20 protein-coding genes are annotated in these 24721 nt (G+C 72.2%); 4 read left to right on the forward strand and 16 right to left on the reverse strand.

Going from position 1 to position 24721, the window contains the following annotated elements; all coding sequences use genetic code 11:
* Positions 1-120: 120 nt before the first annotated feature.
* From ACWCRJ_RS25265 to ACWCRJ_RS25305, 9 genes are all read right to left on the reverse strand, one after another.
* Positions 121-1263: a pseudouridine synthase gene (locus ACWCRJ_RS25265; protein WP_450941415.1), complete on the reverse strand. Its 1143-nt coding sequence runs from the start codon at positions 1261-1263 to the stop codon at positions 121-123.
* Positions 1263-1916 carry an SMC-Scp complex subunit ScpB gene (scpB, locus tag ACWCRJ_RS25270; protein WP_046916263.1) on the reverse strand — a complete coding sequence of 218 codons (654 nt, stop codon included), beginning with the start codon at positions 1914-1916 and terminating at the stop codon, positions 1263-1265. The genes ACWCRJ_RS25265 and scpB overlap by 1 nt, the downstream gene beginning before the upstream one ends.
* The gene (locus ACWCRJ_RS25275) at positions 1913-3004 is read right to left on the reverse strand and encodes a segregation and condensation protein A (RefSeq protein ID WP_450941416.1); all 1092 of its coding nucleotides are present in this window, start codon (positions 3002-3004) and stop codon (positions 1913-1915) included. The genes scpB and ACWCRJ_RS25275 overlap by 4 nt, the downstream gene beginning before the upstream one ends.
* A gap of 18 nt (positions 3005-3022) precedes the next feature.
* On the reverse strand, positions 3023-3598 hold the full coding sequence (locus tag ACWCRJ_RS25280) for a hypothetical protein (protein WP_450941417.1): 576 nt from the start codon (positions 3596-3598) through the stop codon (positions 3023-3025).
* Positions 3583-4719: a ParA family protein gene (locus ACWCRJ_RS25285; RefSeq protein ID WP_450941418.1), complete on the reverse strand. Its 1137-nt coding sequence runs from the start codon at positions 4717-4719 to the stop codon at positions 3583-3585. The genes ACWCRJ_RS25280 and ACWCRJ_RS25285 overlap by 16 nt, the downstream gene beginning before the upstream one ends.
* 459 nt (positions 4720-5178) lie before the next feature.
* A complete protein-coding gene (ald, locus tag ACWCRJ_RS25290) occupies positions 5179-6303 on the reverse strand; it encodes an alanine dehydrogenase (RefSeq protein WP_005484924.1) in 1125 nt (374 codons plus the stop codon).
* A 166-nt stretch (positions 6304-6469) separates the two neighbouring features.
* Positions 6470-8560, reverse strand: a complete 2091-nt coding sequence (locus tag ACWCRJ_RS25295) for a tetratricopeptide repeat protein (protein ID WP_450941419.1) — start codon at positions 8558-8560, stop codon at positions 6470-6472.
* Positions 8561-8731: 171 nt separating this feature from the next.
* Positions 8732-9358, reverse strand: a complete 627-nt coding sequence (locus tag ACWCRJ_RS25300; protein WP_450941420.1) for an NUDIX domain-containing protein — start codon at positions 9356-9358, stop codon at positions 8732-8734.
* Between the two features lie 99 nt (positions 9359-9457).
* Positions 9458-11116: a CTP synthase gene (locus tag ACWCRJ_RS25305; RefSeq protein WP_005484920.1), complete on the reverse strand. Its 1659-nt coding sequence runs from the start codon at positions 11114-11116 to the stop codon at positions 9458-9460.
* A 578-nt stretch (positions 11117-11694) separates the two neighbouring features.
* Between ACWCRJ_RS25305 and ACWCRJ_RS25310 the strand changes: the two genes are divergently transcribed.
* From ACWCRJ_RS25310 to ACWCRJ_RS25320, 3 genes are all read left to right on the forward strand, one after another.
* Positions 11695-13497 (forward strand): glycoside hydrolase family 15 protein, encoded by a 1803-nt coding sequence (locus ACWCRJ_RS25310; RefSeq protein WP_450941437.1) that lies wholly within the window; start codon positions 11695-11697, stop codon positions 13495-13497.
* A gap of 193 nt (positions 13498-13690) precedes the next feature.
* Positions 13691-15073 (forward strand): FAD-binding oxidoreductase, encoded by a 1383-nt coding sequence (locus ACWCRJ_RS25315; RefSeq protein WP_450941421.1) that lies wholly within the window; start codon positions 13691-13693, stop codon positions 15071-15073.
* 21 nt (positions 15074-15094) lie between these two features.
* Entirely contained in the window at positions 15095-16747 is a 1653-nt protein-coding gene (locus ACWCRJ_RS25320) for a PucR family transcriptional regulator (protein ID WP_450941422.1), read from the forward strand.
* A gap of 36 nt (positions 16748-16783) precedes the next feature.
* Here the strand turns inward: ACWCRJ_RS25320 and ACWCRJ_RS25325 are convergent, their stop codons facing one another.
* The 5 genes from ACWCRJ_RS25325 to ACWCRJ_RS25345 form a co-directional block, all read right to left on the reverse strand.
* Entirely contained in the window at positions 16784-17920 is a 1137-nt protein-coding gene (locus ACWCRJ_RS25325) for a glycosyltransferase family 4 protein (RefSeq protein WP_450941423.1), read from the reverse strand.
* 334 nt (positions 17921-18254) lie between these two features.
* Positions 18255-19997, reverse strand: a complete 1743-nt coding sequence (gene recN, locus ACWCRJ_RS25330) for a DNA repair protein RecN (protein ID WP_450941424.1) — start codon at positions 19995-19997, stop codon at positions 18255-18257.
* 173 nt (positions 19998-20170) lie between these two features.
* The gene (locus ACWCRJ_RS25335) at positions 20171-21076 is read right to left on the reverse strand and encodes an NAD kinase (RefSeq protein WP_152167785.1); all 906 of its coding nucleotides are present in this window, start codon (positions 21074-21076) and stop codon (positions 20171-20173) included.
* Entirely contained in the window at positions 21073-21888 is an 816-nt protein-coding gene (locus ACWCRJ_RS25340) for a TlyA family RNA methyltransferase (RefSeq protein ID WP_450941425.1), read from the reverse strand. The genes ACWCRJ_RS25335 and ACWCRJ_RS25340 overlap by 4 nt, the downstream gene beginning before the upstream one ends.
* A gap of 55 nt (positions 21889-21943) precedes the next feature.
* Positions 21944-22276 (reverse strand): hypothetical protein, encoded by a 333-nt coding sequence (locus ACWCRJ_RS25345; protein WP_450941426.1) that lies wholly within the window; start codon positions 22274-22276, stop codon positions 21944-21946.
* Between the two features lie 42 nt (positions 22277-22318).
* On the opposite strand from ACWCRJ_RS25345, the gene ACWCRJ_RS25350 reads away from it, so the two are divergent.
* Positions 22319-22666, forward strand: a complete 348-nt coding sequence (locus ACWCRJ_RS25350) for an SCP2 sterol-binding domain-containing protein (protein ID WP_450941427.1) — start codon at positions 22319-22321, stop codon at positions 22664-22666.
* On the opposite strand, the gene ACWCRJ_RS25355 is transcribed toward ACWCRJ_RS25350, so the two are convergent.
* Positions 22650-23618, reverse strand: coding sequence for an ABC transporter ATP-binding protein (locus tag ACWCRJ_RS25355; RefSeq protein WP_450941428.1), 969 nt, complete (start codon positions 23616-23618; stop codon positions 22650-22652). The genes ACWCRJ_RS25350 and ACWCRJ_RS25355 overlap by 17 nt on opposite strands.
* On the reverse strand, positions 23615-24682 hold the full coding sequence (locus ACWCRJ_RS25360) for a FecCD family ABC transporter permease (protein ID WP_450941438.1): 1068 nt from the start codon (positions 24680-24682) through the stop codon (positions 23615-23617). Before ACWCRJ_RS25360 ends, ACWCRJ_RS25355 begins: the two co-directional genes overlap by 4 nt.
* Positions 24683-24721: the final 39 nt, after the last annotated feature.

Genomic DNA, 24721 nt, shown 5'->3' on the forward strand with positions numbered 1-24721 from the left:
GCGTGACGGCACAACCCTTTTACGGGGAAAGGAACGCCAAGACCGGCACCGGGAACGGCAAAGGGCCGCCCCCGAAGGCAAACCCGGGACCGGCCCCACTGCTCGTACGCGGCGGTGGACCTAGAGGTCGACCTCCTGCATCAGCATCCCGACCTCGGTGTTCGACAGCCGGCGCAGCCAGCCGGACTTCTGGTCGCCGAGGGTGATCGGCCCGAAGGCCACGCGCACCAGCTTGTCGACCGGGAAACCGGCCTCCGCCAGCATCCGGCGCACGATGTGCTTGCGCCCCTCGTGCAGGGTGACCTCGACGAGGTAGTTCTTGCCGGTCTGCTGCACGACCCGGAAGTGGTCCGCGCGCGCGTACCCGTCCTCCAGCTGGATGCCGTCCTTGAGCTGCTTGCCCAGGTCACGCGGGATCGGGCCCACGATGTGCGCGAGGTAGACCTTCTTCACGCCGTACTTGGGGTGCGTCAGGCGGTGCGCCAGTTCACCGTGGTTGGTGAGCAGGATGACGCCCTCGGTCTCGGTGTCGAGCCGTCCGACGTGGAAGAGCCGGGTCTCGCGGTTGGTCACGTAGTCGCCGAGGCACTGACGGCCCTCGTTGTCCTCCATCGTGGACACGACACCGGCCGGCTTGTTCAGCGAGAAGAACTGGTACGACTGGGTCGCGACCGTCAGCCCGTCGACCTTGACCTCGTCCTTCTCCGGGTCGACACGCTTTCCCTGCTCCAGCACGATCTCGCCGTTGACCTCGACCCGCGCCTGCTCGATCAGCTCCTCGCAGGCGCGCCGGGAGCCGTAGCCCGCGCGCGCGAGGATCTTCTGCAGCCGCTCGCCCTCCTGCTCGGCGCCGGGGAAGGTCTTGGGCAGCTTGACGTCCTTCTTGCCCGCGTACCGCTCCCGGTTGCGCTCCTCCGCCCGCGCGTCGTACTCGCGGGAGGTCGCCGGGGCCCACCGGCCCCGCCCGCTGCCCGGGGACTGCTTGGGGCCGCCCTTGGCGCCACCGCGCGCGGACGCGCCGCGGCCCGACTTCGGCCCCTCCGGGGAGGCGCCGGGGCCCACGTCGTAGCGCCGCTCCTCCGGGCGCGGGTTCTTCGGCCTGCCGCCCTGCCTGTCGTCGCGGTCGTTCCCGGCACCGCGGTTGTTACCACGGCCACCGCTGCTCCCGCCGCGGCCACCGCTGCTCCCGCCGCGGCCGCCGCTGTTGCCACCACGGCTCCCGCCGTTGTTTCCGCTGCTGTTCCTGCCGCTGCTGCTTCGCATCAAAGTTCCGTCTTGTCGTCTGCGTCCTCGGAATCCGGGGCGTCCGGATCGAACGACGGGACCCCCTCCAGTGTCTCGGCCTCGATCGCCTCAGCCTCCGGGAGGAAGGGCGCGAGCTCCGGGAGCTCGTCCAGGCCGCGCAGGCCCATCCGCTCCAGAAAGTAGTTCGTCGTCCTGTACAGGATCGCACCTGTTTCGGGTTCCGCGCCCGCCTCCTCGACCAGACCCCGTTGGAGGAGGGTGCGCATGACCCCGTCGCAGTTCACTCCGCGCACGGCGGAGACCCTGCTCCGGCTCACCGGCTGCCGGTACGCGACCACGGCCAGCGTCTCCAGCGCGGCCTGGGTCAGCCGGGCCTGCTGACCGTCCAGCACGAACCGCTCGACGGCGGCGGCGTACTCGGGCCGGGTGTAGTACCGCCAGCCCCCGGCGATCAGCCGCAGCTCGAAACCACGCCCCTGTACCGCGTAGTCGTCGGCCAGTTCCCTGAGCGCCTTGGCGATCTGCCGCTTGGGGCGCTCCAGGATCTTCGACAGGTGCTCCACCGTCGCGGGCTCGTCCACGACCATGAGGACGGCCTCCAGGGCGGGCTTGAGGTCGAGGTCGGCGACGGTGCGCGGGCCCCCGGGCCCGCCGGCTCTCTCCTCGCTCACGCCTTCTCCTCCTCGGGCGACTCCGGCGACTTTGGCGACTTTGGCGGCTCCGGCGGCTCGGGCGGCCGGTCGAACTCGTCGGTGACCACGGGCTCCGCGCCCCCGTCCCCACCGGTCCACCGCACGAGCAGATCCCCGAGTGCCGTCTCCTGGTCGAGGGCCACGGCCTTCTCCCGGTACAGCTCCAGCAGCGCGAGGAAGCGGGCGACGACGGTGAGGGTGTCGTCGGTGTCCTCGACGAGCACCCGGAACGACGCCTCCCCCAGCACCCGCAGCCGGGCGACGACGATCCCAGCCTGTTCCTGCACGCTCACCAGCGGCGCGTGGATGTGGTCGACGTACACCTGCGGCTTGGGCTTCGGCTGCATCGCCTTCACGGCCAGCCTGGCGAATCCTTCCGCCCCGATACTGATGACCACCTCGGGCAGCAGCTCCGCGTACTGCGCCTCCAGCCCGACGGTCCGCGGATACCGCCGCGCCTCCTCGTCCAGCCGCCGGTTGAAGATCTCCGCGATCTGTTTGTACGCGCGGTACTGCAGCAGCCGGGCGAAGAGGAGGTCCCGGGCTTCGAGGAGCGCGAGATCCGCCTCGTCCTCGACCTCGGCGGCGGGCAGCAGCCGCGCCGCCTTCAGGTCCAGGAGGGTGGCGGCGACGACGAGGAACTCGGTCGTCTCGTCCAGGTCCCAGTCCGGCCCCATCGCCCGGATGTGCGCCATGAACTCGTCGGTGACCTTGGAGAGCGCGACCTCGGTGACGTCCAGCTTGTGCTTGGAGATCAGCTGGAGGAGGAGATCGAAGGGACCCTCGAAATTGGCCAGCCGGACCTTGAAGACCCCGTCGTCGGGCTCGTCCGGCTCCTGGGGCTCGACGGCGGTGAGTGCCTCCTCGGCGGAGAACGCCTCTTCCGCTTCCACCGCGTGCGACCCACCGTCGTCGGCCGACGACGAAGCCTCTACCGGCTCAGCCTGCTCAACCGGCTCAACCGGCTCAACCTGCTCGACCGGCGGAGCCGACGGCCCCCGACCCAGCGCACGGCGACGACCGGCAGAACCACCGGAAGCCGGGCCAGAGGAGTCGAACGAGGTCATAGCCCCCGCAGGCTACCCCTACCGCCCACGAAGCCGTCGGACGAGGATGCTCGCGTCTCCCCGGGACTCCAGATCCGCCAGCACCACGGCGACGGCCTCCCGCACGATCCGCCCGCGGTCCACGGCCAGCCCGTGCTCCCCGCGCAGCACCAGCCGCGCGTGTTCGAGATCCATGAGCTCCTCGGCGGAGACGTACACGGTGATCTTCTCGTCGTGCCGCTCCCGCCCGCTGGGCCGGCGCCCGGAGGCCCGCCCCTTCTTGCGGGGCGCGGCGGCTGAACCTTCCTGCGGCTTCGGCAGACGTCCGGCCGCGGCGGCCCGCTCGGCACCGGCGGCGGCGGAGCGGCTGCGCGGCTGTTCGCCGTCGGACTCGGCGTCCGCGGCCACATGCTCGGCCCCCTCGCCGTCACCGCCCCGTACGGGCACGGACGGTGGAGCGTCCTCCGCGGCGGCGGCCCCGTCGCTGTCCCCGGCGGGAGCGGGCACACGGGCTTCTCCGTTGGCCCCCCGCCGGGGAGTGGACGGCTGCAGCGCCATTCCCCCTGTCGTACGGAAGAGTTCGTCGGCCCCCGGCAGACTCACTCGGCGTGACACCGGGCGAGCACCTCCCTGGCGAGCTGGCGGTAGGCGGCGGCGCCGACGGAGTTGGAGGCGTACGTGGTGATCGGCTCACCGGCGACCGTGGTCTCCGGGAAGCGGACCGTGCGCCCGATGACCGTGTGGTAGACGTGCTCGTCGAACGCCTCGACGACGCGCGCGAGAACCTCACGGCTGTGCACGGTGCGAGAGTCGTACATGGTGGCCAGGATGCCGTCGAGCTCCAGGTCGGGGTTGAGCCGCTCCTGGACCTTCTCGATGGTCTCCGTCAGCAGCGCGACCCCGCGCAGTGCGAAGAACTCGCACTCCAGGGGAACTATCACCTTGTGGGCGGCCGTCAGGGCGTTCACGGTGAGCAGGCCGAGCGAGGGCTGACAGTCGATCACGATGTAGTCGTAGTCGGCCAGCAGCGGCTTGAGCGCCCGCTGCAGCGTGGACTCGCGCGCGACCTCGGAGACCAGCTGGACCTCGGCCGCCGACAGGTCGATGTTGCTCGGCAGCAGGTCCATGTTGGGAACCGCGGTCTTCAGCAGGACCTCGTCCGCCGACATGCCCCGCTCCATGAGCAGGTTGTAGACCGTGAGGTCGAGCTCCATCGGGTTCACACCGAGGCCGACCGAGAGGGCGCCCTGCGGGTCGAAGTCGACGAGCAGGACCCGGCGGCCGTACTCCGCGAGCGCGGCCCCCAGGTTGATGGTCGACGTCGTCTTGCCGACGCCGCCCTTCTGGTTGCACATCGCGATGATCTTCGCGGGACCGTGGTCGGTCAGCGGGCCCGGGATCGGGAAGTACGGCAGCGGGCGACCGGTCGGACCGATGCGCTCGCGGCGCTGGCGGGCCGCGTCGGGCGCGAGCGTGGCCGCGTACTCCGGATCGGGCTCGTACTCGGCGTCGGGGTCGTAGAAGTGCCCGTCGGGCAGCTCGTCGTAGTCGGCGAAGTGGTTGTGGACACCGCCACTTCCGTCGCCGGCCATGGCGTTCACGTGTTGGCCATCCATGCTCTGGTGTGCTGGCGGAGTTAGCCCGGCCGGCTGCTGACTCTGGTGGGCCGCGAAGGTGCGGACAGCGACCGAGCCGACAGCCGCGAACCCCATGGGACCCGAGACCGGCGCAGGCATTCCTGGTTGACCACCCCCGGGAGTAAATGTCGACTCATTCACAAGTCGTCTTACCTCCTTGGTGACCAGGAAACTTCTAGATAGGTCAGCGTGGCACCATGCCGACAGCTGGCGACTCTATGGCGTGTCGGCGGTCCGCAGCAACACAATCCGCCGGACCCGGCCCGATGTGTCGGCAATGAAACATGCGGCTGTCAAGGGCGTAGGGCCGTCGCACGGCAGGATTCACCGGTGCGCGAAACAGCCGAACGGTTACGTTCGAGGCGAGTTGCGCGAGTGTCGCAAAGTGACCATACACACATCCGGCCGGACCTTGTCGGGCAAGATCCGGCCGGGAAGGTGCTGTTGACGACCTGTGTTGACGTATCGCCTTTTACCGAAAGGTGACTTGAAGCAGCCGGTCGGGAGCCGCCCCGCGCCCCGTCACCGGCGGGTCGGCGGCCTGCGCCGGGCGGCGGGTCAGACGAGCAGCGACGCCAGCTCGACGTGCTCCAGGCCGTGCGCCTCGGCGACCTCGCGGTAGACGACCCTGCCGTCATGGGTGTTGAGGCCCCTGGCCAGCGCGGGGTCGCGGCGCGACGCCTCGGCCCAGCCGTGATCGGCGAGTTCCACGATGTAGGGCAGCGTGGCGTTGGTCAGCGCGTAGGTGGAGGTGTTGGGCACCGCGCCGGGCATGTTGGCGACGCAGTAGAAGACCGATCCGTGGACCGGGAAGGTCGGCTCGGCGTGAGTGGTGGGCCTGGAGTCCTCGAAGCAGCCGCCCTGGTCGATCGCGATGTCGACAAGGACACTTCCGGGCTTCATCCGCGACACCAGCTCGTTGGTGACCAGCTTCGGGGCCTTGGCGCCCGGGATGAGGACGGCGCCGATGACGAGGTCGGCCTCCAGGCAGGCCTTCTCCAGTTCGAAGGCGTTGGAGACGACCGTCTGGATCCTCGTGCCGAAGATCTTGTCGGCTTCCTTGAGCTTGTTGATGTCCTTGTCGAGCAGGGTCACGTGGAAGCCCATGCCGATGGCGATCTGCGCCGCGTTCCAGCCCGACACGCCACCGCCGATGACGACGGCCCGGCCGGCCAGCACCCCTGGCACACCGCCGGGCAGCACCCCGCGGCCGCCGTTGGCGCGCATCAGGTGGTAGGCGCCGACCTGCGGGGCGAGCCGGCCGGCGACCTCGGACATCGGCGCCAGCAGCGGCAGCGCGCGGCTCGGCAGCTCGACGGTCTCGTACGCGATCGCGGTCGTGCCCGACTCGACGAGGGCGTCCGTGCACTCCTTGGAGGCGGCCAGGTGCAGGTAGGTGAAGAGCGTCTGGTCCTTGCGGAGGCGGTGGTACTCCTCGGCGATGGGCTCCTTGACCTTGAGCAGCAGGTCGGCGGTGGCCCACACCTCGTCGGCCGTGGCCAGGATCTCGGCGCCGGCGGCGACGTACTCGGCGTCCGGGATCGACGAGCCGACACCGGCGCCCTGCTCGATGACGACCTGATGGCCGTGGCGCACCAGCTCGTGCACACCGGCGGGGGTGATGGCCACCCGGAACTCGTTGTTCTTGACCTCGCGGGGGATGCCGACCTTCACGTCGATCACGGTCCTTGACTCGGAGGGTGTGTGGGGGCTCGCCCGTACAGCGGCACATGCCCACGCAGTGCAGGACATACCCGTACGCATCGGAGCGCACCGGGAGACACCGCAGGAGAACCGGCGGCGTAGCCAGTTTAATGAAGGTGTCCCCGCTGTCTAGCCTTTCAATGCATCAATCTTTCGCGGATGCACTACGGATTTCGCAGGCGTTAGCGTCCTGTTCCGGCTCGATCTCATGGGTTTCGGGGTCCGGGGCCCCGTCGCCGAGGAGCCGCTCGGCGGCCGCCCGGTGCAGCCGGGCCGCCGCCGGATCGCCGAGCCGCTCCAGGGTGTCGGCGGTCCGCAGCTGGATCGCGGCCTGCAACCGGGTGTCGTCGGCACGCCGGGCCCACTGAGCCGCCTCCTCACACGTCCGCAGCGCCTCCTCGGGCCGCCCCGCGTACTCCTGGACGCGCGCCATCTCGCTCAACGCCCGTGCCTGGCCGCCCACATCACCGAGTCTGCGGTGGCCGGTGAGCGCCGAGCTCCAGTTGCGCAGCGCCTCGCCGTAGCGGCCCGCGTAGGTGTGCGCGGTGGCGATCCGGCCGTACAGCCGGGCGGCGTCCTCGCGCTCGTCCCGGGCGAGCCGCTGGGCGAGCGCGCGCCCGTACCAGTCGGCGGCCCGGTCGTAGTCCTCCAGCTCCTGGTGCGCACCGCCTACGGATTCCATCGCGCGGCCGGTCGCGTACGGGTCGTTCGCCCGCCGTCCGGCGTCGAGCGCGGCCCGGTAGCGGGCCAGCGCCGCCCTCGTACGGCCGGTGCGGGCGTCCAGGTCGCCGAGGTTCAGCAGGGCCGCCGCCGCCTCGCGGGGCAGGGCGCGGCGCTCGGCGACATCGAGGACGAGGCCGTGGATGCCGTACAGGTCGGGGGCCGCGGCCTGGGTGCCGAAGTGCGCGACCATGGCCCGGACCAGCTGGGACATCAGCCGCCGGGCGAGGGTGTCCAGCTCCCCGTCGGCGACCGCGAGCCGGGCCGCGGCCAGCAGCGCGGGCCGCCGGGCGCGCAGCCACTCCTCGGCGGCCCGGGGGGTCGGGAACCGCAGCGCCTTGGGCATGGCGAGGAGCTTCTCGCGGGCGAGCGGGCTGTCGGTCTCGGTGACGGCCCGGCAGGACTGCAGCAGCCGTACCGTCCGCTCCAGCATCCGCGCGCGGGCGAGCCGCAGCTCACCCGGCCGCTCCTGGCTCTCGGCGAGGGACCACAGCAGCGGCTGGATGCAGCCCGGGACCTCGTACTGCGGGAGCGCCGTGTCGGCCTGGTGCAGGAAGCCGAGGGCCACGAAGTCGTCCAGCGTGGTGCGGGCCGCGCCGACCGAGCAGCCGGCGAGTCCGGAGGCGATGTGCGGGTCGACCAGGCCCGCCGGGGCGAGGGCGAGCAGACGCAGTATCCGGGCGGCGGCGGGCGGCAGCGAGGCGTACGCCAGCTTGAGCACCCGGGCGAGGGGCGGACTGTCGTCGTCCTCGGCGCGCAGCTGCTTGGCCAGGTCGGAGACGGCCACGGTCGGCCGGGCGGCCAGCCAGCCGCCGGCGAGCCGCAGTGCGGCGGGCTGGGACCCGCACACCTCGGCGAGCCCCTCGGCCGAGCGGGGGTCCACGGTGATGCGCACCGAGCCGCTGAAGCGTTCCAGCAGCTCCACGGCGGACTTGGTGTCCAGTCCGCCCAGGGTGCAGGGGCGGACGTCGGAGATGCCCGTCAGCGGCCCCCCGGAGACCGCCACGACCAGGGAGTCGGGGGTGTCCGGCAGCAGCGCGTCGACCTGTTCGGCGTCGGCCGCGTCGTCCAGCAGGAGCACCACCCGGCGGTCGGCGAGCGCCTCCCGCAGGGCTTCGCCGAGGTCGTCCTCGTCGGCGCCGGCCGGCGCCGGCAGCCCCAGCTCCCCGAGCAGTTGCCGCGCCGCGCGCTCGACGGGCACGCGGGTGCCGTCGGGCTCGGTGAGCCGGGCCCGCAGTACCCCGTCGGGGTAACCATCGGTAACCTGCCGGACGAGTTCCTCGGCGAGCGCGGTGCGGCCGAAGCCGGGCCGGCCGGCGATGAGCAGCACGCGCGCGTGGGGCGCCTTGCGGCCGGCGAGGGTGTTGAGCCCCGCGCGGTCGATGTCGGCCCGCAGTTCTTTCAACTCGCGTGTCCGGCCGAGGAACTGACTGTCCGTGGGGGCGGCCTCGACAGCCGGGGGCCGCCCTGTTCCGGACACCCGGGCACCCCCGAGGTCCACCGCCTGATCCGCCACGGGCCACTCTCCCGTCCCACCGCACGAGCAAGCCCGCCGGGACTCCGGTGCGGGCGATTCCCGAGCCTAGTTCACGCTCTGCGACGATCCGGGCGGAGCGGGGCGGTGAGGTCGCTCGATCGGATCAGCGGATCGTACGACTGGTGGTGTGCGGCTGCGGTGACGGCGCACTCAGGACTCGAACGGCCGCGCGGGCCACGGTGCCTCGGCCGCCCGCAGCGACTCCACACCGTCCCCGCTCCGCGCCGCCACCAGCGAAAGCACGCCCACCACCAGGCAGTTGTTGTGCAGCTCCCCCGCGAGCACCCCCCGCACCAGCTCGTCCAGCGGCACCCGGGCCAACTCCATGTCGGCCTCCTCGTCCTCCACCTCGAACCGCTGCCCCTCGGCCTCGGAGAGATCCCGGGCCAGGAAGATCCGCACGGCCTCGTCGCAGCCGCCGGGCGTGGTGTAGACGTCGGTCAGGACCCGCCACTCCTCCGCCTTGACGTGCGCCTCCTCGTACAGCTCGCGCTGGGCGGCGTGCAGCGGGTTCTCGCCGGGCACGTCCAGCAGCCCCGCCGGGATCTCCCACAGCTTCTCGCGGACGGGGTGGCGGTACTGCCGGATGACCAGCACCCGGTCCTCGTCGTCGACGGCGAGGACGGCGACGGACCCGGGGTGCACCTGGTAGTCGCGGCGGACGACCGACCCGTCGGGCATGACCACGTCGTCCGTGCGCACGGAGGTCTTCTTGCCGACGAACGGCGTCTCGCTCGCCCGGACCTCCCACTGCTCGGCGATGTCCTTGATCGTCATGTCGACTCGTCCTCCCACACCTACACAAAAGAAACCGGGGCACACGTCCCGAAAGACGCGTACCCCGGTCACCGTACAAGCTCCGGCGCCGCCCGGTTTCTACTTACCGGTCTTGCGCTCCACGGCCGCCTTCACCAGCCCCGCGAACAGCGGGTGCGGGCGGGTCGGACGGGAGCGCAGTTCGGGGTGCGCCTGGGTCGCGACCAGGTACGGGTGGACCTCGCGCGGGTACTCGACGTACTCGACGAGCTTGCCGTCGGGCGAGGTTCCCGTGAACTGCAGGCCGGCTTTCTTCTCCAGTTCCCCGCGGTAGGCGTTGTTCACCTCGTAGCGGTGACGGTGGCGCTCCTCGACGTACTCCTTGCCGTCGTACACCTCGCGCACGATCGAGCCCTCGGCCAGCTTGGCCGGGTACATGCCGAGCCGCATGGTGCCGCCCATGTCGCCCTCACCGGCGACGATGTCGAGCTGCTCGGCCATCGTGGAGATGACCGGGTGCGCGGTGGCGGAGTCGAACTCGGTGGAGTTGGCGTCCGGGATGTCGGCCAGGTTGCGCGCGGCCTCGATCACGATGCACTGCAGGCCGAGACAGAGGCCGAGCAGCGGGATCCTGTTCTCGCGGGCGTACCGGATGGCGCCGACCTTGCCGGAGACGCCCCGGTCGCCGAAGCCGCCGGGGATGCAGATGGCGTCGACGTCGGCGAGCTGGGCCGCGGCGCCGGCCGGGGTGCGGCAGTCGTCCGAGGTGACCCACTTGATCTTCACGCGGGCCTTGTTGGCGAAGCCGCCCGCGCGCAGGGCCTCGGTGACCGAGAGGTAGGCGTCGGGCAGGTCGATGTACTTGCCGACCAGCGCGAGGTTGATCTCGTGGAGCGGGTTGTGGACGCGGTCGAGCAGATCGTCCCAGGTCGTCCAGTCCACGTCACGGAACGGCAGGTCCAGCTTGCGGACCACGTAGGCGTCCAGGCCCTCGCGATGCACGGTCTTCGGGATGTCGTAGATCGACCGGGCGTCGGGGCACGCGACCACGGCGTCCTCGTCGACGTCGCACATCAGGGAGATCTTGCGCTTGATCGCGGCCGGCACCTCACGGTCGCAGCGCAGCACGATCGCGTCCGGCTGGATACCGATGTTGCGCAGGGCCGCAACCGAGTGCTGGGTCGGCTTCGTCTTCAGCTCTCCCGACGGCCCGATGTACGGCAGGAGCGAGATGTGGACGACGAAGACGTTGTCACGGCCGACCTCGTGGCGGACCTGCCGGACGGTCTCCAGGAACGGCAGCGACTCGATGTCGCCGACCGTGCCGCCGACCTCGGTGATGACGACGTCCACCTCGTCGGAGGCCATGCGCCGGATGCGGTGCTTGATCTCGTTGGTGATGTGCGGGATGACCTGCACGGTGTCGCCGAGGTACTCGCCGCGCCGCTCCTTGGCGATGACCGTGTTGTAGACCTGGCCGGTGGTGACGTTGGCCGAGCCGTCGAGGTCGCGGTCGAGGAAGCGCTCGTAGTGGCCGATGTCCAGGTCGGTCTCGGCGCCGTCGTTGGTGACGAACACCTCACCGTGCTGGAAGGGGTTCATCGTGCCCGGGTCGACGTTCAGGTAGGGATCGAGCTTCTGCATCACGACGCGCAGGCCGCGGGCCTTGAGCAGCATGCCGAGGCTGGAGGCGGTCAGACCCTTGCCGAGCGAGGAGGCGACACCCCCGGTGACGAAGATGTGCTTGGTCGTCGTGTTTCGAAAAGCAGCGGGCGGCATGGCCAAGAGGGGGCTCCCGTGGTCGCGGTTCGGTGTGCGGGTCGGCCGCCGCCCGAACTCATCCGTCGGGGGTGCCTTCGCTGCGGTTCGGGGGTCCCTCGTGCGAATTTTTCGACTGGGGCGCCCACCGGGGTCCACGGGCTACCAGGGTATCAGCGACAGGACACGATCGCTTCCGGCCACGCTCCGCGCACGGGCCGACACGGACGTCGTACGACCATCGGCGAATCCCGGACCGCCTTCACCCCCTGCTCACCCGTTCGGCTCACTCGCGTTGCCCGGAGCGGGACGCGGAGCCCTCCGCTGCGTCGTATCCTCTTCGGACACTCGCTGCCGAGCGCGGCCGGCGCGACGGCACCACCCCCGCCCGTCTCCGGCAATCATGAGAGCTCGTCAGTCCGTTGAGCAACGATCGCCTCATTTGCGTTGAGGATCGTTGAGCGACATCGCACGACACCGTCCCTTGGATCACTCTGGAAACATGGTTCCTTTGTCGATCCCATGGGTCCCTTGACCGCACACCGCACAGCGACCGCCCCTCGGGGGGCGACGACGTGGCCGTTCGACTGGAGTTGCACGTGGCCGGGCGCATCGAAGACTACGCACTCATCGGAGACATGCAGACAGCGGCGCTGGTCTGCCGGGACGGCACGGTCGATTGGCTGTGCCTGCCCCGCTTCGACTCCCACGCCGTCTTCGCGGGACTGCTCGGCACCGAGGAACACGGATTCTGGAGACTGGGCCCCGCACACGCCGCGGACGCCGAACCGCCGACGGCCTCCCGCCGCCGGTACCGCGGCGACTCGCTGATCCTGGAATCCGAGTGGGACACCCCGCGCGGCACGGTCCGTGTGACGGACTTCATGCCGCCCCGTGACGGCGCCCCGCAGCTGATCCGGATCGTGGAGGGCGTCAGCGGCCGGGTGCCGATGCGCTCGGCGCTGCGCATGCGGTTCTCGTACGGCCGGGTGGTGCCCTGGGTGCACAAGCACGAGGGGCGCACGGTGGCCGTCGCCGGACCGGACTCTGTGTGGTTCGACACCGAGTGCGAGACGTACGGCAAGGCGCTGACCACCTACGCCGACTTCACGGTGACGCCCGGCGACCGGATCGCCTTCACCATCTCCTGGGAGCCCTCGCACAAGCAGCCCCCGGCGCTCCCCGAGCCCGAGCCCTCGCTCGTCGCCACGGAGGAGTTCTGGCGCGACTGGGTGGACCAGTGCACGTACCACGGCCCGTACCGCGAGGCCGTGGTCCGCTCGCTGATCACGCTGAAGGCCCTGACGTACGCGCCCACCGGCGGCATCGTCGCCGCGCCGACCACCTCGCTCCCGGAGCACATCGGCGGCGTCCGCAACTGGGACTACCGCTACACCTGGCTGCGGGACGCGGCCATCACCCTCTCCTCGCTGCTGCGCACCGGCTACCGCGACGAGGCCCGCGCCTGGCGCGAGTGGCTGCTGCGGGCCGTCGCCGGTGACCCGGAGAACCTGCAGATCATGTACGGCATCGCCGGCGAGCGGGAGCTGGGCGAGGCCGAGCTGGAATGGCTGCCCGGGTACGAGAACTCCGGCCCGGTCCGGGTCGGCAACGGCGCCGCGCACCAGCTCCAGCTGGACGTGTACGGCGAGGTCACCGAGGCCCTGCACCTGGCCCACATGACGGGCCTGGCCCGCAACGACTACGCCTCCCTCCTGCAGCTGAAGCTGATCCGCTACCTGGAGGACCACTGGGACGAGCCGGACGAGGGCATCTGGGAGGTGCGCGGTCCGCGCCGCCACTTCGTGCACTCCAAGGTCATGGCCTGGGTCGCCGTGGACCGCACGATCAAGCTCATCGAGTCCGGTGACGCGGACGGCCCGCTGGAGAAGTGGCGCGAGCTGCGCGACGACATCCACCGGGACGTGTGCGAGAAGGGGTACGACAAGGAGCGCAACACCTTCACCCAGTCGTACGGCTCGAAGGAACTGGACGCCTCGCTGCTGCTGATCCCGCAGATGGGGTTCCTGCCGCCGGACGACAAGCGGGTCATCGGCACCATCGAGGCGATCCAGCGCGAGCTGTCGACCCCGGACGGCTTCATCCTGCGCTACCCGACCTCCGGCGCGCAGGAGGGCGTGGACGGGCTGCCCGGCGACGAGGGCGCGTTCCTCGCCTGCTCGTTCTGGATGGCCGACGACCTGGCGATGATCGGCCGCGTGGACGAGGCCCGCAAGCTCTTCGAGAAGCTGCTGTCCCTCCGCAACGACCTGGGCCTCCTCGCCGAGGAGTGGGACCCGGTCCTCCAGCGCCAGGTCGGCAACTTCCCGCAGGCCTTCAGTCACGTGCCCCTCATCGACACGGCCCTGCGGCTGACCGCTTCGGGGGCGTACGGCGGCTGAACGCGCCCTCCGGTCCGGCGCGCACGGCGGCGGACCGGGGCGCGCGGCAGCGGTCCCGTGCGCGGGCGGGCGCGTACGGCCACCGTTCGCGCTCGGCGGTACAGGTGGCTCCCAGCACCGAACAGGACCGATCCACCGCCCCCGCCTAGCCTGGAAGGAGCCCAGTCCCCCGAGTGAAAGGGGGCGGCTCACCATGGCTCCCCTCTCGAAGGCGCGCGCGGCTCTCACCGCGCTGCGTGAGGACCTGACCGGCGACGTGTTCGCGCCGGAGGATCCGGGGTACGACGACGCCCGTACGGTCTTCAACGCCATGATCGACCGGCGTCCGGCCGTGATCGCGCAGTGCGCGGACGAGACCGACGTCGTCCGTTCCGTGCGCTTCGCCCGTGACCTGGACCTGCCGATCGCGGTGCGCGGCGGCGGTCACAGCGTGGCCGGCATGGCCCTCAACGACAACGGGCTCGTCATCGACCTGCGCCGGATGCACGCCGTCACGGTCGATCCCGGCTCCCTGAGCGCCCGCGTCGAGGGCGGCGCCACCATGAGCCATCTCGACCGCGCCACCGAGCCCCACCGCCTGGCGACCACGGGCGGCCGGGCGTCGACCACGGGCGTCGGCGGTTTCGTCCTCGGCGGCGGCAGCGGCTGGCTGGACCGCACCTTCGGGCTCGCCGTCGACAACCTGATCGGCGTCGACCTGGTGACCGCCGACGGTCAGGCTCTCCACGCGAGCGCCGAGGAGAACCCGGACCTGTTCTGGGCGCTGCACGGCGGCGGCGGGAACTTCGGCGTGGCCACCACGCTCACCCTGCGGCTGCACGAACTGCCCGCGTTCGCCATCGCGCTGCTGCTCTACCTCCCGGAACACGGCCCCGAGGTGATGCGTGTCTACCGCGAGGTGATCGAGACGGGCCCGCGGGAGGCGAGCGGCGGTGTCCTGTACTTCACCGGCCCACCCGAGGATTTCGTGCCCGAACACCTGGTGGGCAGGCTGGTCTGCGGCGTCCTGCTGACGTACGCGGGCACCGAGGACGACATGCGCAAGACCGCCCAGCCGCTGCTGGCGATGGGGCACGAGGCCGAGATCGTCGGCGCGATGCCGTACGCGGACGTGCAGTGCATGATCGACGACCCGCCGGGGATGCGGAACTACTGGTCGGCGGAGCATCTGACCGGTCTGCCCGACGCGGTGGTGGACGTCTTCACCACCCGCGCCTGGACGATGCCCGTGCCGACCGGCACCCAGCACGTGCTCTTCCCACTGGGCGGCGCCATCGCCGACGGCCCCCGCGAGTACCCCGTGCCGTACCGCGACGCCCCCTGGGTCGTGCATCCGTTCGGCGTCTGGTCGGATCCGGCGGACGACGAGCGGTGCGTGCGGTGGGTACGGGACGTGCGTGCCGACGTACGGCCGTGGAGCACCGGCGCGGTCTACCTCAACTTCGTCGGCGACGAGGGCGCCGACCGTGTGGTGGCCGGTGTCGGTGTCGACAACCACCGGCGGCTGACGGCGGTGAAGACCCGGTACGACCCCGACAACGTCTTCCGCTACAACCACAACATCCCGCCGGCCTGACGAGCGGGTACCGTCCGCTGCATGGACACCCGTGACACCCGCGCACCAGGTGACGGCCGCGAGGCGCAGGGCGGTATCACCGTGCGGCGAGCCCTGGAGCTGCCCGGTCTGCGCGGCGGGCTGCCGGAGGTCCTGGCGGGCGCCGACCGGCTGGACCGGACCGTGCGCTGGGTGCACGCGGGCGAGGTCCCGAACATCGCCTCGCTCCTCAAGGGCGGCGAGCTGCTGCTGACCACGGGGTACGGGCTCGGCACCCGCCCCGCCGACCAGCGCGCGTTCGTACGGACCCTCGCCGAGCGCGGCATCTCGGCCCTGGTCGTCGAACTGGGCCCGCGCTTCGCCCGGCTCCCGGCGGCCCTGGTGGAGACGGCGCGCTCGGCCGGCCTGCCCCTCGTCCAGCTGCACCGCGAGGTGGCCTTCGTGACGGTCACCGAGGAGATCCACACCGAGATCGTCAACGGCCACTACGCGCTCCTCCAGCAGGCCGAGGAGGTGCACCGCCGCTGCACCGAGGCCCTGCTCGGCGGGGGCGGCATCCCCCAGGTCCTCGACATCCTGGCCGCCTTCAGCGGCAACCCGGTCTTCCTGGAGACCGCCGACGGCCAGCTCCTGTACGCCGCCGGGGCCGGTCCGGCGGACACCGATCCGCTCCAGGTGTGGGAGGGGGTGCGCGACCGGCACCAGGACGCGCCGCCGGCCGGGACGACCCTCGTCGACGTGCCCGGCGGCGGTCCGGGCACGGGCTCGGTCCGGGCCCGCCTGGTCCTCCTCCCGGTCGTCGGCCCCCTGGCCCCCGTGCACCGGATGGCGGCCGAGCGCGCGGCCGGGGTCCTCGCCGTCGTCCTGATGCAGGCCCGGCAGGAGGAGGAACTGGCGGCGCGCGGACGCGGCGACTTCCTCACCGATCTCGCCGAGGGCCGGGTCCGGGCCGAGGACGCGCCCGCGCAGGCCCGCGTCCTCGGCTTCCGGCCGGGCTCCGGCCCTCTGCTCCCGGTCGTCATGAAGCTCGCCGACGGTCTCTCCCCCGACGGGGGCGGCTGGGCCGTCCTGGCCCGCGCGGTCACCGAGGAGCTGGCCTGCGTGGGTGCGCCCCTCCTGCTCGGTGTACGCCCCGTGGAGGGCCGCGTCCCGCTGCTGCTGGGCCTGCGCGCGGAGTCGGAGCGCCCGGCGATCGCCGACCGGGCCGCGGCGGCGCTGCGGGCCGGGGCGGAGCGGGCCGGGATGCGGCGGCCGGGCGGGCGGCCGCCCGTGGTGGTCGTGGGCGTGCCCGGCGGCTGGGCGGCCGCCTCGGCGGGCCTGCGGCACGCGGCGGAGACCGCGACGGCCGCGCAGGGCCTGGCCGACCGCCCCTGGTACGACGCCCGGCGCCTGGACATCGACCTGCTGCTGTGGCGGCTGCGCGACCACCCTGACCTCGCCGCCTTCGTGGAGCGCGCGATCGGTCCGCTGCGCGACCACGACGACCGCGCCAGGCCCCCGCTGCTGCCGACCCTGGAGACCTATCTGGCGCACGCCGGCCGGAAGGCGGAGACGGCCCGTGAACTGCACCTCAACCGCCAGACGCTCTACAACCGCCTCGCCCGCATCGGCGAGCTCCTCGGCACCGACCTGGACGACCCCCAGGCCGTCCTGGCCCTGAGCCTGGCCCTGCGGGCACGCCGGCACGTCTCCTGAGGGCACGCCCCTCGGGTGCGGGCCGGCCGGTGTGCGTCAGCCGAGGGGCCGCGGCCGGGTCAACTCGTCGTAGACGCTGAGCACCTGGGCCACCGTCTCGTCCTCGGTCGGCCAGGTGGCGGCCTGCCGCGTGCCCCGCTCGCGCAGCCCCGCACAGTGGGCCGGGTCGCCGAGCAGGCGCGTGACGGCCGCGGCGAGCGCCCCCGCGTCGCCGTACGGGACGAGTTCGGCGCCGTCGCCGACCAGGTCGGTCACCGATCCGACGGCGGCGGCGACGAGCGGCACGCGCGCGCGGAGCGCCTCCTGGGCGAGGACGGGGCGGGCCTCGGGGCCGCCGGGCAGCAGCGCGAGGTCGGCGGCCGCGATCAGCTCGGACACGTCGTCGCGCGGCCCGGCCAGCCGTACGGGAAGCTCCTCCTGCGCGATACGGCGCTGCAGGACGCTCCGCAGCGGCCCCTCGCCCACGACGACGAGCAGCGGCGCCGGGTCGAGGCCGCGCCAGGCCCGGGCGGCGTCGAGCAGGGTGTCGTATCCCCGGTGGCGGTCGAGCGCGCCGACGGCCATGAGCAACGGGCGTGCCGTGGCGCCCAGTTCGGCCCGGACCTTGCAGGCGGGCCGGTCCTGGTCGTCACCGGTGGCCGTCCGGCCCGGCGCGGGCAGGGCGACGGCGGCGAGCCGGGCGTCGCGGGCGCCCCGGCTGCGGGCCCGGTCGACCAGGTCGGAGGAGGTGCCGAGGACCACGGCCGCGGCCTTGGCGACCCGGCGCTCCAGCAGCCGCAGCAGATGCGCCCGCGCCCCCTCCGCGTACGAACGCGTGTGCCAGGTGACGACGAGCGGGGTGGTGCGCCGGCCGAGCGCGAGGGTGGCGCGGAAGCCGGCGTGCAGGCCGTGCGCGTGCACCAGGTCGGCGTCCGCGCAGGCGCTGCGCAGGCTGGCCACCGAGGCGGGGTCACTGCTGCGGGGCACGTGGACGTGGTGGGCACCGACGCCGGTGAAGTCGTACTGGCCGTCGGCGTCACTGGGGGCGCACACCGTGACCCGCACGCCCCGGGCGACCAGTCCCGAGGCCAGCGACCGCACATGCGCACTGCTCACCGCGCTGCCACCGCCGAGCACTTGTACGGTTCGCAGCGGCGACTGGCCGTGCGGTGAGTGGCTGCTCACGTGGCTCACGTGGCCGGGGCTCCTGGCTCGGGGTCGGACGGTCACGAAGAAACGTACCGAAGGACCGGCCGGTGGGGATGGACCGTTCGGGGCACTTCCGCACGGTCCACGCGGCACGTCCTGCTACGTCGCTCCTGTCCAAGGATGCCAGGCCGCAAGGGTGTTCCGGCACAGCCGGACGGAGCAAGAACCGGAGGGGCGGGCAACCTCGGACCCAGGGTCACCCACACGAGTGAACTCCCGTACGAGGTTGCCCCTCCGCGCCCCTCCCGCCCCGCTCCTTCCCGCCCTGTCCACGGCCCTGTTCGCTCAGGGCCGACGAAGCGGCGGCCGGGGTCCGGCCCTACGCGTCCGCGCGGGCCGCCGCCAGCAGCTCCTCCGCGTGTGCGCGCGCCGTCTGGGAGTCCTCCAGGCCGGCGAGCATGCGCGACAGCTCCCGCACCCGCTCCTCGCCCTCCAGGACCTTCACTCCGGACCGGGTCACGGACCCGTCGTTGGTCTTCTCCACCAGCAGCTGCCGGTCGGCGAAGGCGGCCACCTGGGGCAGGTGGGTGACGACCACGACCTGCGCCGACCGGGCGAGCCGGGCGAGGCGCCGGCCGATCTCGACCGCGGCCTTCCCGCCGACACCGGCGTCGACCTCGTCGAAGAGGTACGTCGGCACGGGGTCGGTCCCCGCGAAGACGACCTCGACGGCCAGCATCACCCGCGACAGCTCACCGCCGGACGCGCCCTTGGCGATGGGCCGGGGCGGCGCCCCCGGGTGCGGGGCGAGCAGCAGCTCGACCTCGTCGACGCCCGACGGCCCGTACGCGACCGTACGCCCGTCCACCTCGACGCCCTCGGGATCGTCGCTCTGCCGGATCTCGAACGACACGCGCGCGTGTGGCATCGCGAGCGAGGCCAGCTCCGCGGTGACGGCGGCGGCGAACCGGTCGGCGGCCTCCGTCCGCGCGTCGGTCAGGGCCTGCGCGAGTCCGCCCAGTTCCCCCCGCAGCGCGTCCCGCTCGGCGGTCAGCTCCTCGATCCGCTCGTCGTCGCCGTCGAGTTCGGTGAGCCGCTGGGCGCCCTCCTCGGCCCACGACAGCACGGCGGTCATGTCCTGGCCGTACTTCCGTGTCAGCGCGGTGAGGGCGGCCCGCCGCTCCTCCACGGCGGCCAGCCGCAGCGGGTCGGCGTCCAGGTCGTCGGCGTATCCCGCCAGCTCCCCCGCCACGTCACCCAGCAGGATCCCGATCTCCCCGATCCGCTCGGCGAGCGCCGCGAGCGCCGGGTCGTGCGACCGCACGGCCTCCAGCGCCCGGTTCGCGCCCGCGACGAGTGTGGCGGCGTCCACGCCCTCCGGGTCCTCGGGGTTGCCCGCGAGCGCGGCGTGCGCGGCCGTGGCGGCGGACGCCAGCGCCTCCGCGTGCCCGAGCCGCTCGGCCTCCTCGGCCAGCTCCACGTCCTCACCCGCCCGCGGCTCGACCCCGGCGATCTCGTCGAGGCCGTAGCGCAGCATGTCGGCCTCCTGGGCCCGTTCACGCGCGCGGGTGACGATCTCGTCGAGTTCGCCGGCCACGGCCCGCAGCCGGCGGTAGGCCTCGCCGTACTTGGTGAGCGGCACGGCGACCGCGTCCCCCGCGTACCGGTCGAGCGCCGCCCGCTGCCGGGACAGCTTCAGCAGCCCCTGCTGATCGGTCTGCCCGTGCACGGCGACCAGTTCGTCGGCCAGCTCGGCGAGCACGCCCACCGGCACCGAACGCCCGCCCAGGTGCGCCCGCGACCGTCCCTCGGCGGAGACGGTACGGCTGATCAACAGCGCCCCGTCGTCGAGTTCGGCCCCGGCCTCCTCGGCCCGCAGAATCGCCGACCCGCCCTCGGGCACGGTGATCCGGCCCTCCACGACGGCGTTCTTCGCGCCGATCCGCACGAGCGCCGCATCCGCCCGCCCGCCGAGCAGCAGGCCGAGGCTGGTGACCACCATGGTCTTGCCCGCGCCCGTCTCACCCGTCACGGCGGTGAAGCCGGGCGACAACTCGACGACAGCGTCGTCGATGACTCCGAGCGACCGTATCCGCATCTCCTCCAACACGGACACGACCATACGAGGTCGGGGAGGCGGACCGCGACGCACCCCGGCACCTATGTCACCCCGGAGAGCTACAGCGCGCCCTGAAGGGGCGCGGGGCCGTGCCGATGTTGCGGCTCCGCCGCGCGGGCGCGAGTCACCACGACGAACCCGCGTCCCCGACGGTCCGCGCCACCCCTGACCTCGCGCTAGTGCCGAGCCCCCCGCCATCCGGAGACCGGCAGCGCGAACTTGGCCACCAGCCGGTCCGTGAACGACGCGTGATGCAGCCGGGCCAGCCGCACCGGCACAGCCCCCCGCCGCACCTCGACACGCGCCCCCGGCGGCAGCTCCACGGTCCGCCGCCCGTCGCACCACAACACCCCCGGCGGGATGTGCGGCAGCACCTCCACCGCCAGAACGGAATCCGGTGACGTCACCAACGGCTTCGCGAACAGCGCGTGCGCGCTGATCGGCACCATCAGCAGCGCCTCCACCTCGGGCCACACCACGGGCCCGCCCGCCGAGAACGCGTACGCCGTGGACCCGGTCGGCGTCGACAGGACGATCCCGTCGCACCCGAACCCGGTGACCGGCCGGCCGTCGATCTCCAGGACGACTTCCAGCAGCTTCTCGGCGCCCGCCTTCTGCACGGCCGCCTCGTTGAGCGCCCAGTCCGTGTGGACGATGTCCCCGTTCTGATGAACGACGACATCGACGGTCATCCGCTCCTCGACCTCGTACGCCCTGGTCACCACCCGGTCGACGACCTTGTCCAGGTCGTCCCGCTCGGCCTCCGCGAGGAAGCCGACGCTGCCGAGGTTGACGCCGAGCATCGGCACCCCGGACGCACGGGCGAACTCGGCGCCGCGCAGCAGCGTGCCGTCACCGCCGAGGACGATCAGCAGCTCGCACCCGTCGAGGCACTGCGGGGTGGCCTCCTTGACGAGCTCCACCTCCTCCGGCACCGGGATGTCCTCGGCCTCGTGCTCCAGGACGCGCACCGTGATGCCGTGGTGCAGCAGCCCCTTGACGACGAGTTCGGCACTGCGGATCGCCGCCGGCCGCCCGGTGTGGGTGAGCAGGAAAACGGTTCGCGATCGGTCCTGAGTCAACGCGGCCCCTCCGCCACTGCTCGGTCGACGTCGGCCGGGTCCAGCGCGGGAGCCCCGGCACGCAGCCACAGAAAGTACTCGACATTGCCCGAGGGTCCGGGCAGCGGACTGGCCGTCACACCCTTCACCCCGAGCCCCAGCTCCCCCGCCCGCCGGGCCACTGCGCGCACCGTCTCGGCGCGCAGCTCCGGACTCCGTACGACTCCCCCACTGCCCAGCCGCTCCTTACCCACCTCGAACTGCGGCTTGACCATCATCACCAGATCGGCGTCCGGCTTCACGCACCGCACCAGTGCGGGCAGTACCAGGCCGAGCGGGATGAAGGACAGATCCCCCACGACAAGATCCACAGGCTCCCCATCGATCGCTTCGAGCGTCAACTCGCGTACGTTCGTACGGTCCTTGACGGTGACGCGTTCATCGCTGCGCAGAGTCCACGCGAGTTGTCCGTATCCGACGTCCACGGCGACGACATGCGCGGCCCCGGCCCGCAGCAGGACGTCGGTGAAGCCCCCGGTGGAGGCGCCGGCGTCCAGCGCGCGGCGGCCCTCGACGGCCAGGCCCCGCGGCACGAAGGCGGCGAGGGCGCCCGCGAGCTTGTGGCCGCCTCTGGACACGTACTCCGGGTCGCCGTCGTCGGACACGACCACGATCGCGGCGGCGGTCTCCACCTGGGTGGCGGACTTCGTCGCGACGGTCCTGCCGACGGTGACCCGCCCGGCGGCGATCAGCTGGCTCGCGTGCTCACGCGAGCGCGCGAGCTTCCGCCGGACCAGTTCGGCGTCCAGACGGCGGCGTGCGACTCCTGCCACGGTGGGTTCAGCTCCTGCTCTCGTATGTCAATCGATAGGTGCGACCCGAAGGGTCTTAATGAGGGGCAGCGGTCGGGTGACGGGTGGGACCCGGAGGTCCCGGGCGGGCGTCGAGCGCGGTGAGCGCGTCGCGCAGCCCCCGGTGTACATCCTCGTACACCTCCACATGGCCGTCGGTCGCGAGGTGGTCGGCGTCGGCCAGCCGGTCGAGGGCGGCGTCGACCTCGGGGTGGCCGGTGGGGGCGCGGGGCACGTTCAGCGGGGCCGGGCCGGCGGGGTCGTCCCCGGGTTCGGCGACCCGGGGCTCCGACGGGGGGACGGACTCGCCGGCCGCCGCCGGAACCACTGCTTCCACCCCGGCCTGGACCTCGGGCAAAGAGTCGCTCATGCCCAGACGCTACCGCGAAGCTCTGGGGTACCGTCGACCGCGATGGCAACGATTGAGGAGTGCCGCGCCGCACTCGAAAAGCTTTCGGACACCATGGCAGGCGCCCGGGGACACGTGGGCGAGGCGACGGCCCTCGACCGCTCGGTGAGCTGCCATGTCAGGGACCTCGACGTCACCTTCGTGGGCCGCATGCGCGACGGGCGCATCGAGGTGCACGACACCCTCCAGGGACCGCCCGCCGAGAAGGCCCAGATCCGGCTCGCCATGACGGGCGACGACCTGGTGGCCCTCGTCGGCGGCGAACTGAACTTCGCCAAGGCCTGGGGTTCGGGCCGGGTGAAGCTGGAGGCGGGCTTCCGGGACCTGCTCCAGCTCAGGAAGCTGCTGTAGCGGCCGACTCCACCATCCGCCCGGTGCCGGTCCGTGCCGCGCGGGCCGCCGGCACGACCAACGGCGTCCCCGTCTCCGGGTCGTCGATGACCTGACAGCGCAACCCGAAGACCTCCTCGACCAGCTCGGCCGTGACGATCTCCGAAGGGGCACCCTCCGCGATCACCGAGCCGCCGCGCAGGGCGATGAGGTGGGTGGCGTAGCGGGCGGCGTGATTGAGGTCGTGCAGCACGGCGACCAGCGTGCGGCCCTGTTCCTCGTGGAGCTCGGCGCACAGGTCGAGCACGTCGATCTGGTGCTGGATGTCCAGGAAGGTGGTCGGCTCGTCGAGCAGCAGCAGCGGCGTCTGCTGGGCCAGCGCCATGGCGATCCAGACACGCTGGCGCTGACCGCCGGACAGTTCGTCGACGTAACGGTCGGCCAGCTCGGCGACCCCGGTCGACTCCATCGACTCGCGCACGATCCGCTCGTCCTCGGGGGACCACTGCCGCAGCAGCCCCTGGTGCGGGTACCGGCCCCGGCCCACCAGGTCGCCGACGGTGATCCCGTCGGGCGCGATCGAGGACTGCGGCAGCAGACCGAGCGTCCGCGCGACCTTCTTGGCGGGCATCGACTGGATGACCTGCCCGTCGAGCAGCACCCGACCCCGCGACGGCTTCAGCATCCGGGACAGGGCCCGCAGCAGTGTGGACTTGCCGCAGGCGTTGGGGCCGACGATCACGGTGAAGGAGTTGTCGGGTATCTCCACCGACAGCTGCTCGGCGATGACCCGCTGGTCATAGGCGAGGGTGACGTCCTCGGCGGACAGGCGGTTCACGGTGCTCCTCTTGTCGTTCTCGTACGCCGGTGCGCTGCCGTTCTCGTTCGCAGGCGCGCTGCCGTTCTCGTTCGCAGGCGCGGTGCTGTTCTGGTTCGCCGGTGGGCTGCCGTTCTCGTTCGCCGGCGCGCTCATATCCGCCCGGCCTTCCGCTCGGTGACCAGCAGCCACAGCAGGTAGACACCGCCCAGCACGCCGGTGACGACGCCGACGGGCAGCTGGTCGGCGCCGAAGGCCCGTTGGGAGGCCCAGTCGGCCACGATCAGCAGGGTCGCGCCCATGCACATGGCGGGCACCAGGTTCGGGCCCGGCGAGCGGGTCAGCCGCTTCGCGAGCTGGGGCGCGGTGAGGGCGACGAAGCTCACCGGCCCGGCTGCCGCGGTGGCCCCGGCGGTGAGGAGCACGGCCGAGACCATCAGCAGCAGCCGCACCCGCTCGACGCGCACTCCGAGGGCGTACGACACGTCGTCGCCCATCTCCGTCATCCGCAGCCCGCGCGCGTTGCCGAGCACCAGCGGCACGAGGATCACGCACATGATCAGCAGCGGCCAGACCTGGGCCCAGTCACGGCCGCCCAGGGAACCGGTCATCCAGACGACCGCGCGGGCCGCGTCGACGAGATCGGCCTTGGTGATCAGATAGCCGTTGACGGCGGTGACGATCGCGGAGACGCCGATGCCGACCAGCACGAGCCGGTACCCGTGCACGCCCTGCTTCCACGCCAGCGCGTAGATCGCGAACCCGGTGACCAGACCGCCGGCGAGCGCCCCCAGGGCCACCTGGTTCGCGCTCCCGGAGAACAGCACGATGACGACCAGCGCGCCGGCGGTGGCGCCCTGCGAGAGGCCGAGCACGTCCGGACTGCCCAGCGGATTGCGGGAGATGGACTGGAACAGCGCTCCGCCGAGCCCGAGCGAGGCCCCGACGAGGAGTCCGACCAGGACCCTGGGCAGCCGCAGTTCGTTGACGATGAACTCCTGGCCGGCGTCGCCGTTGCCGAGCAGCGTCCTGAGGACGTCACCGGCCGGGATGGGGAAGTCACCGGTACCGATCAGTACGACGCTCGCGGTGAGCGCCGCCACCAGCAGCAGGGCGACGACGGCGCACGCCCGTACGTCCAGCCGGAACGACAGCCCGCCGGGGGTGCGCACCACACGGTTGCGTGCGCCCTGCCCTCCCGCGCCCGGGGTCTTCCCCACGTCCCGCGTCTTCCTGAAGGTGTCCGGTGTCTCCCTCGT

It is taken from the genome of Streptomyces sp. NPDC002324 (genome assembly GCF_053593335.1).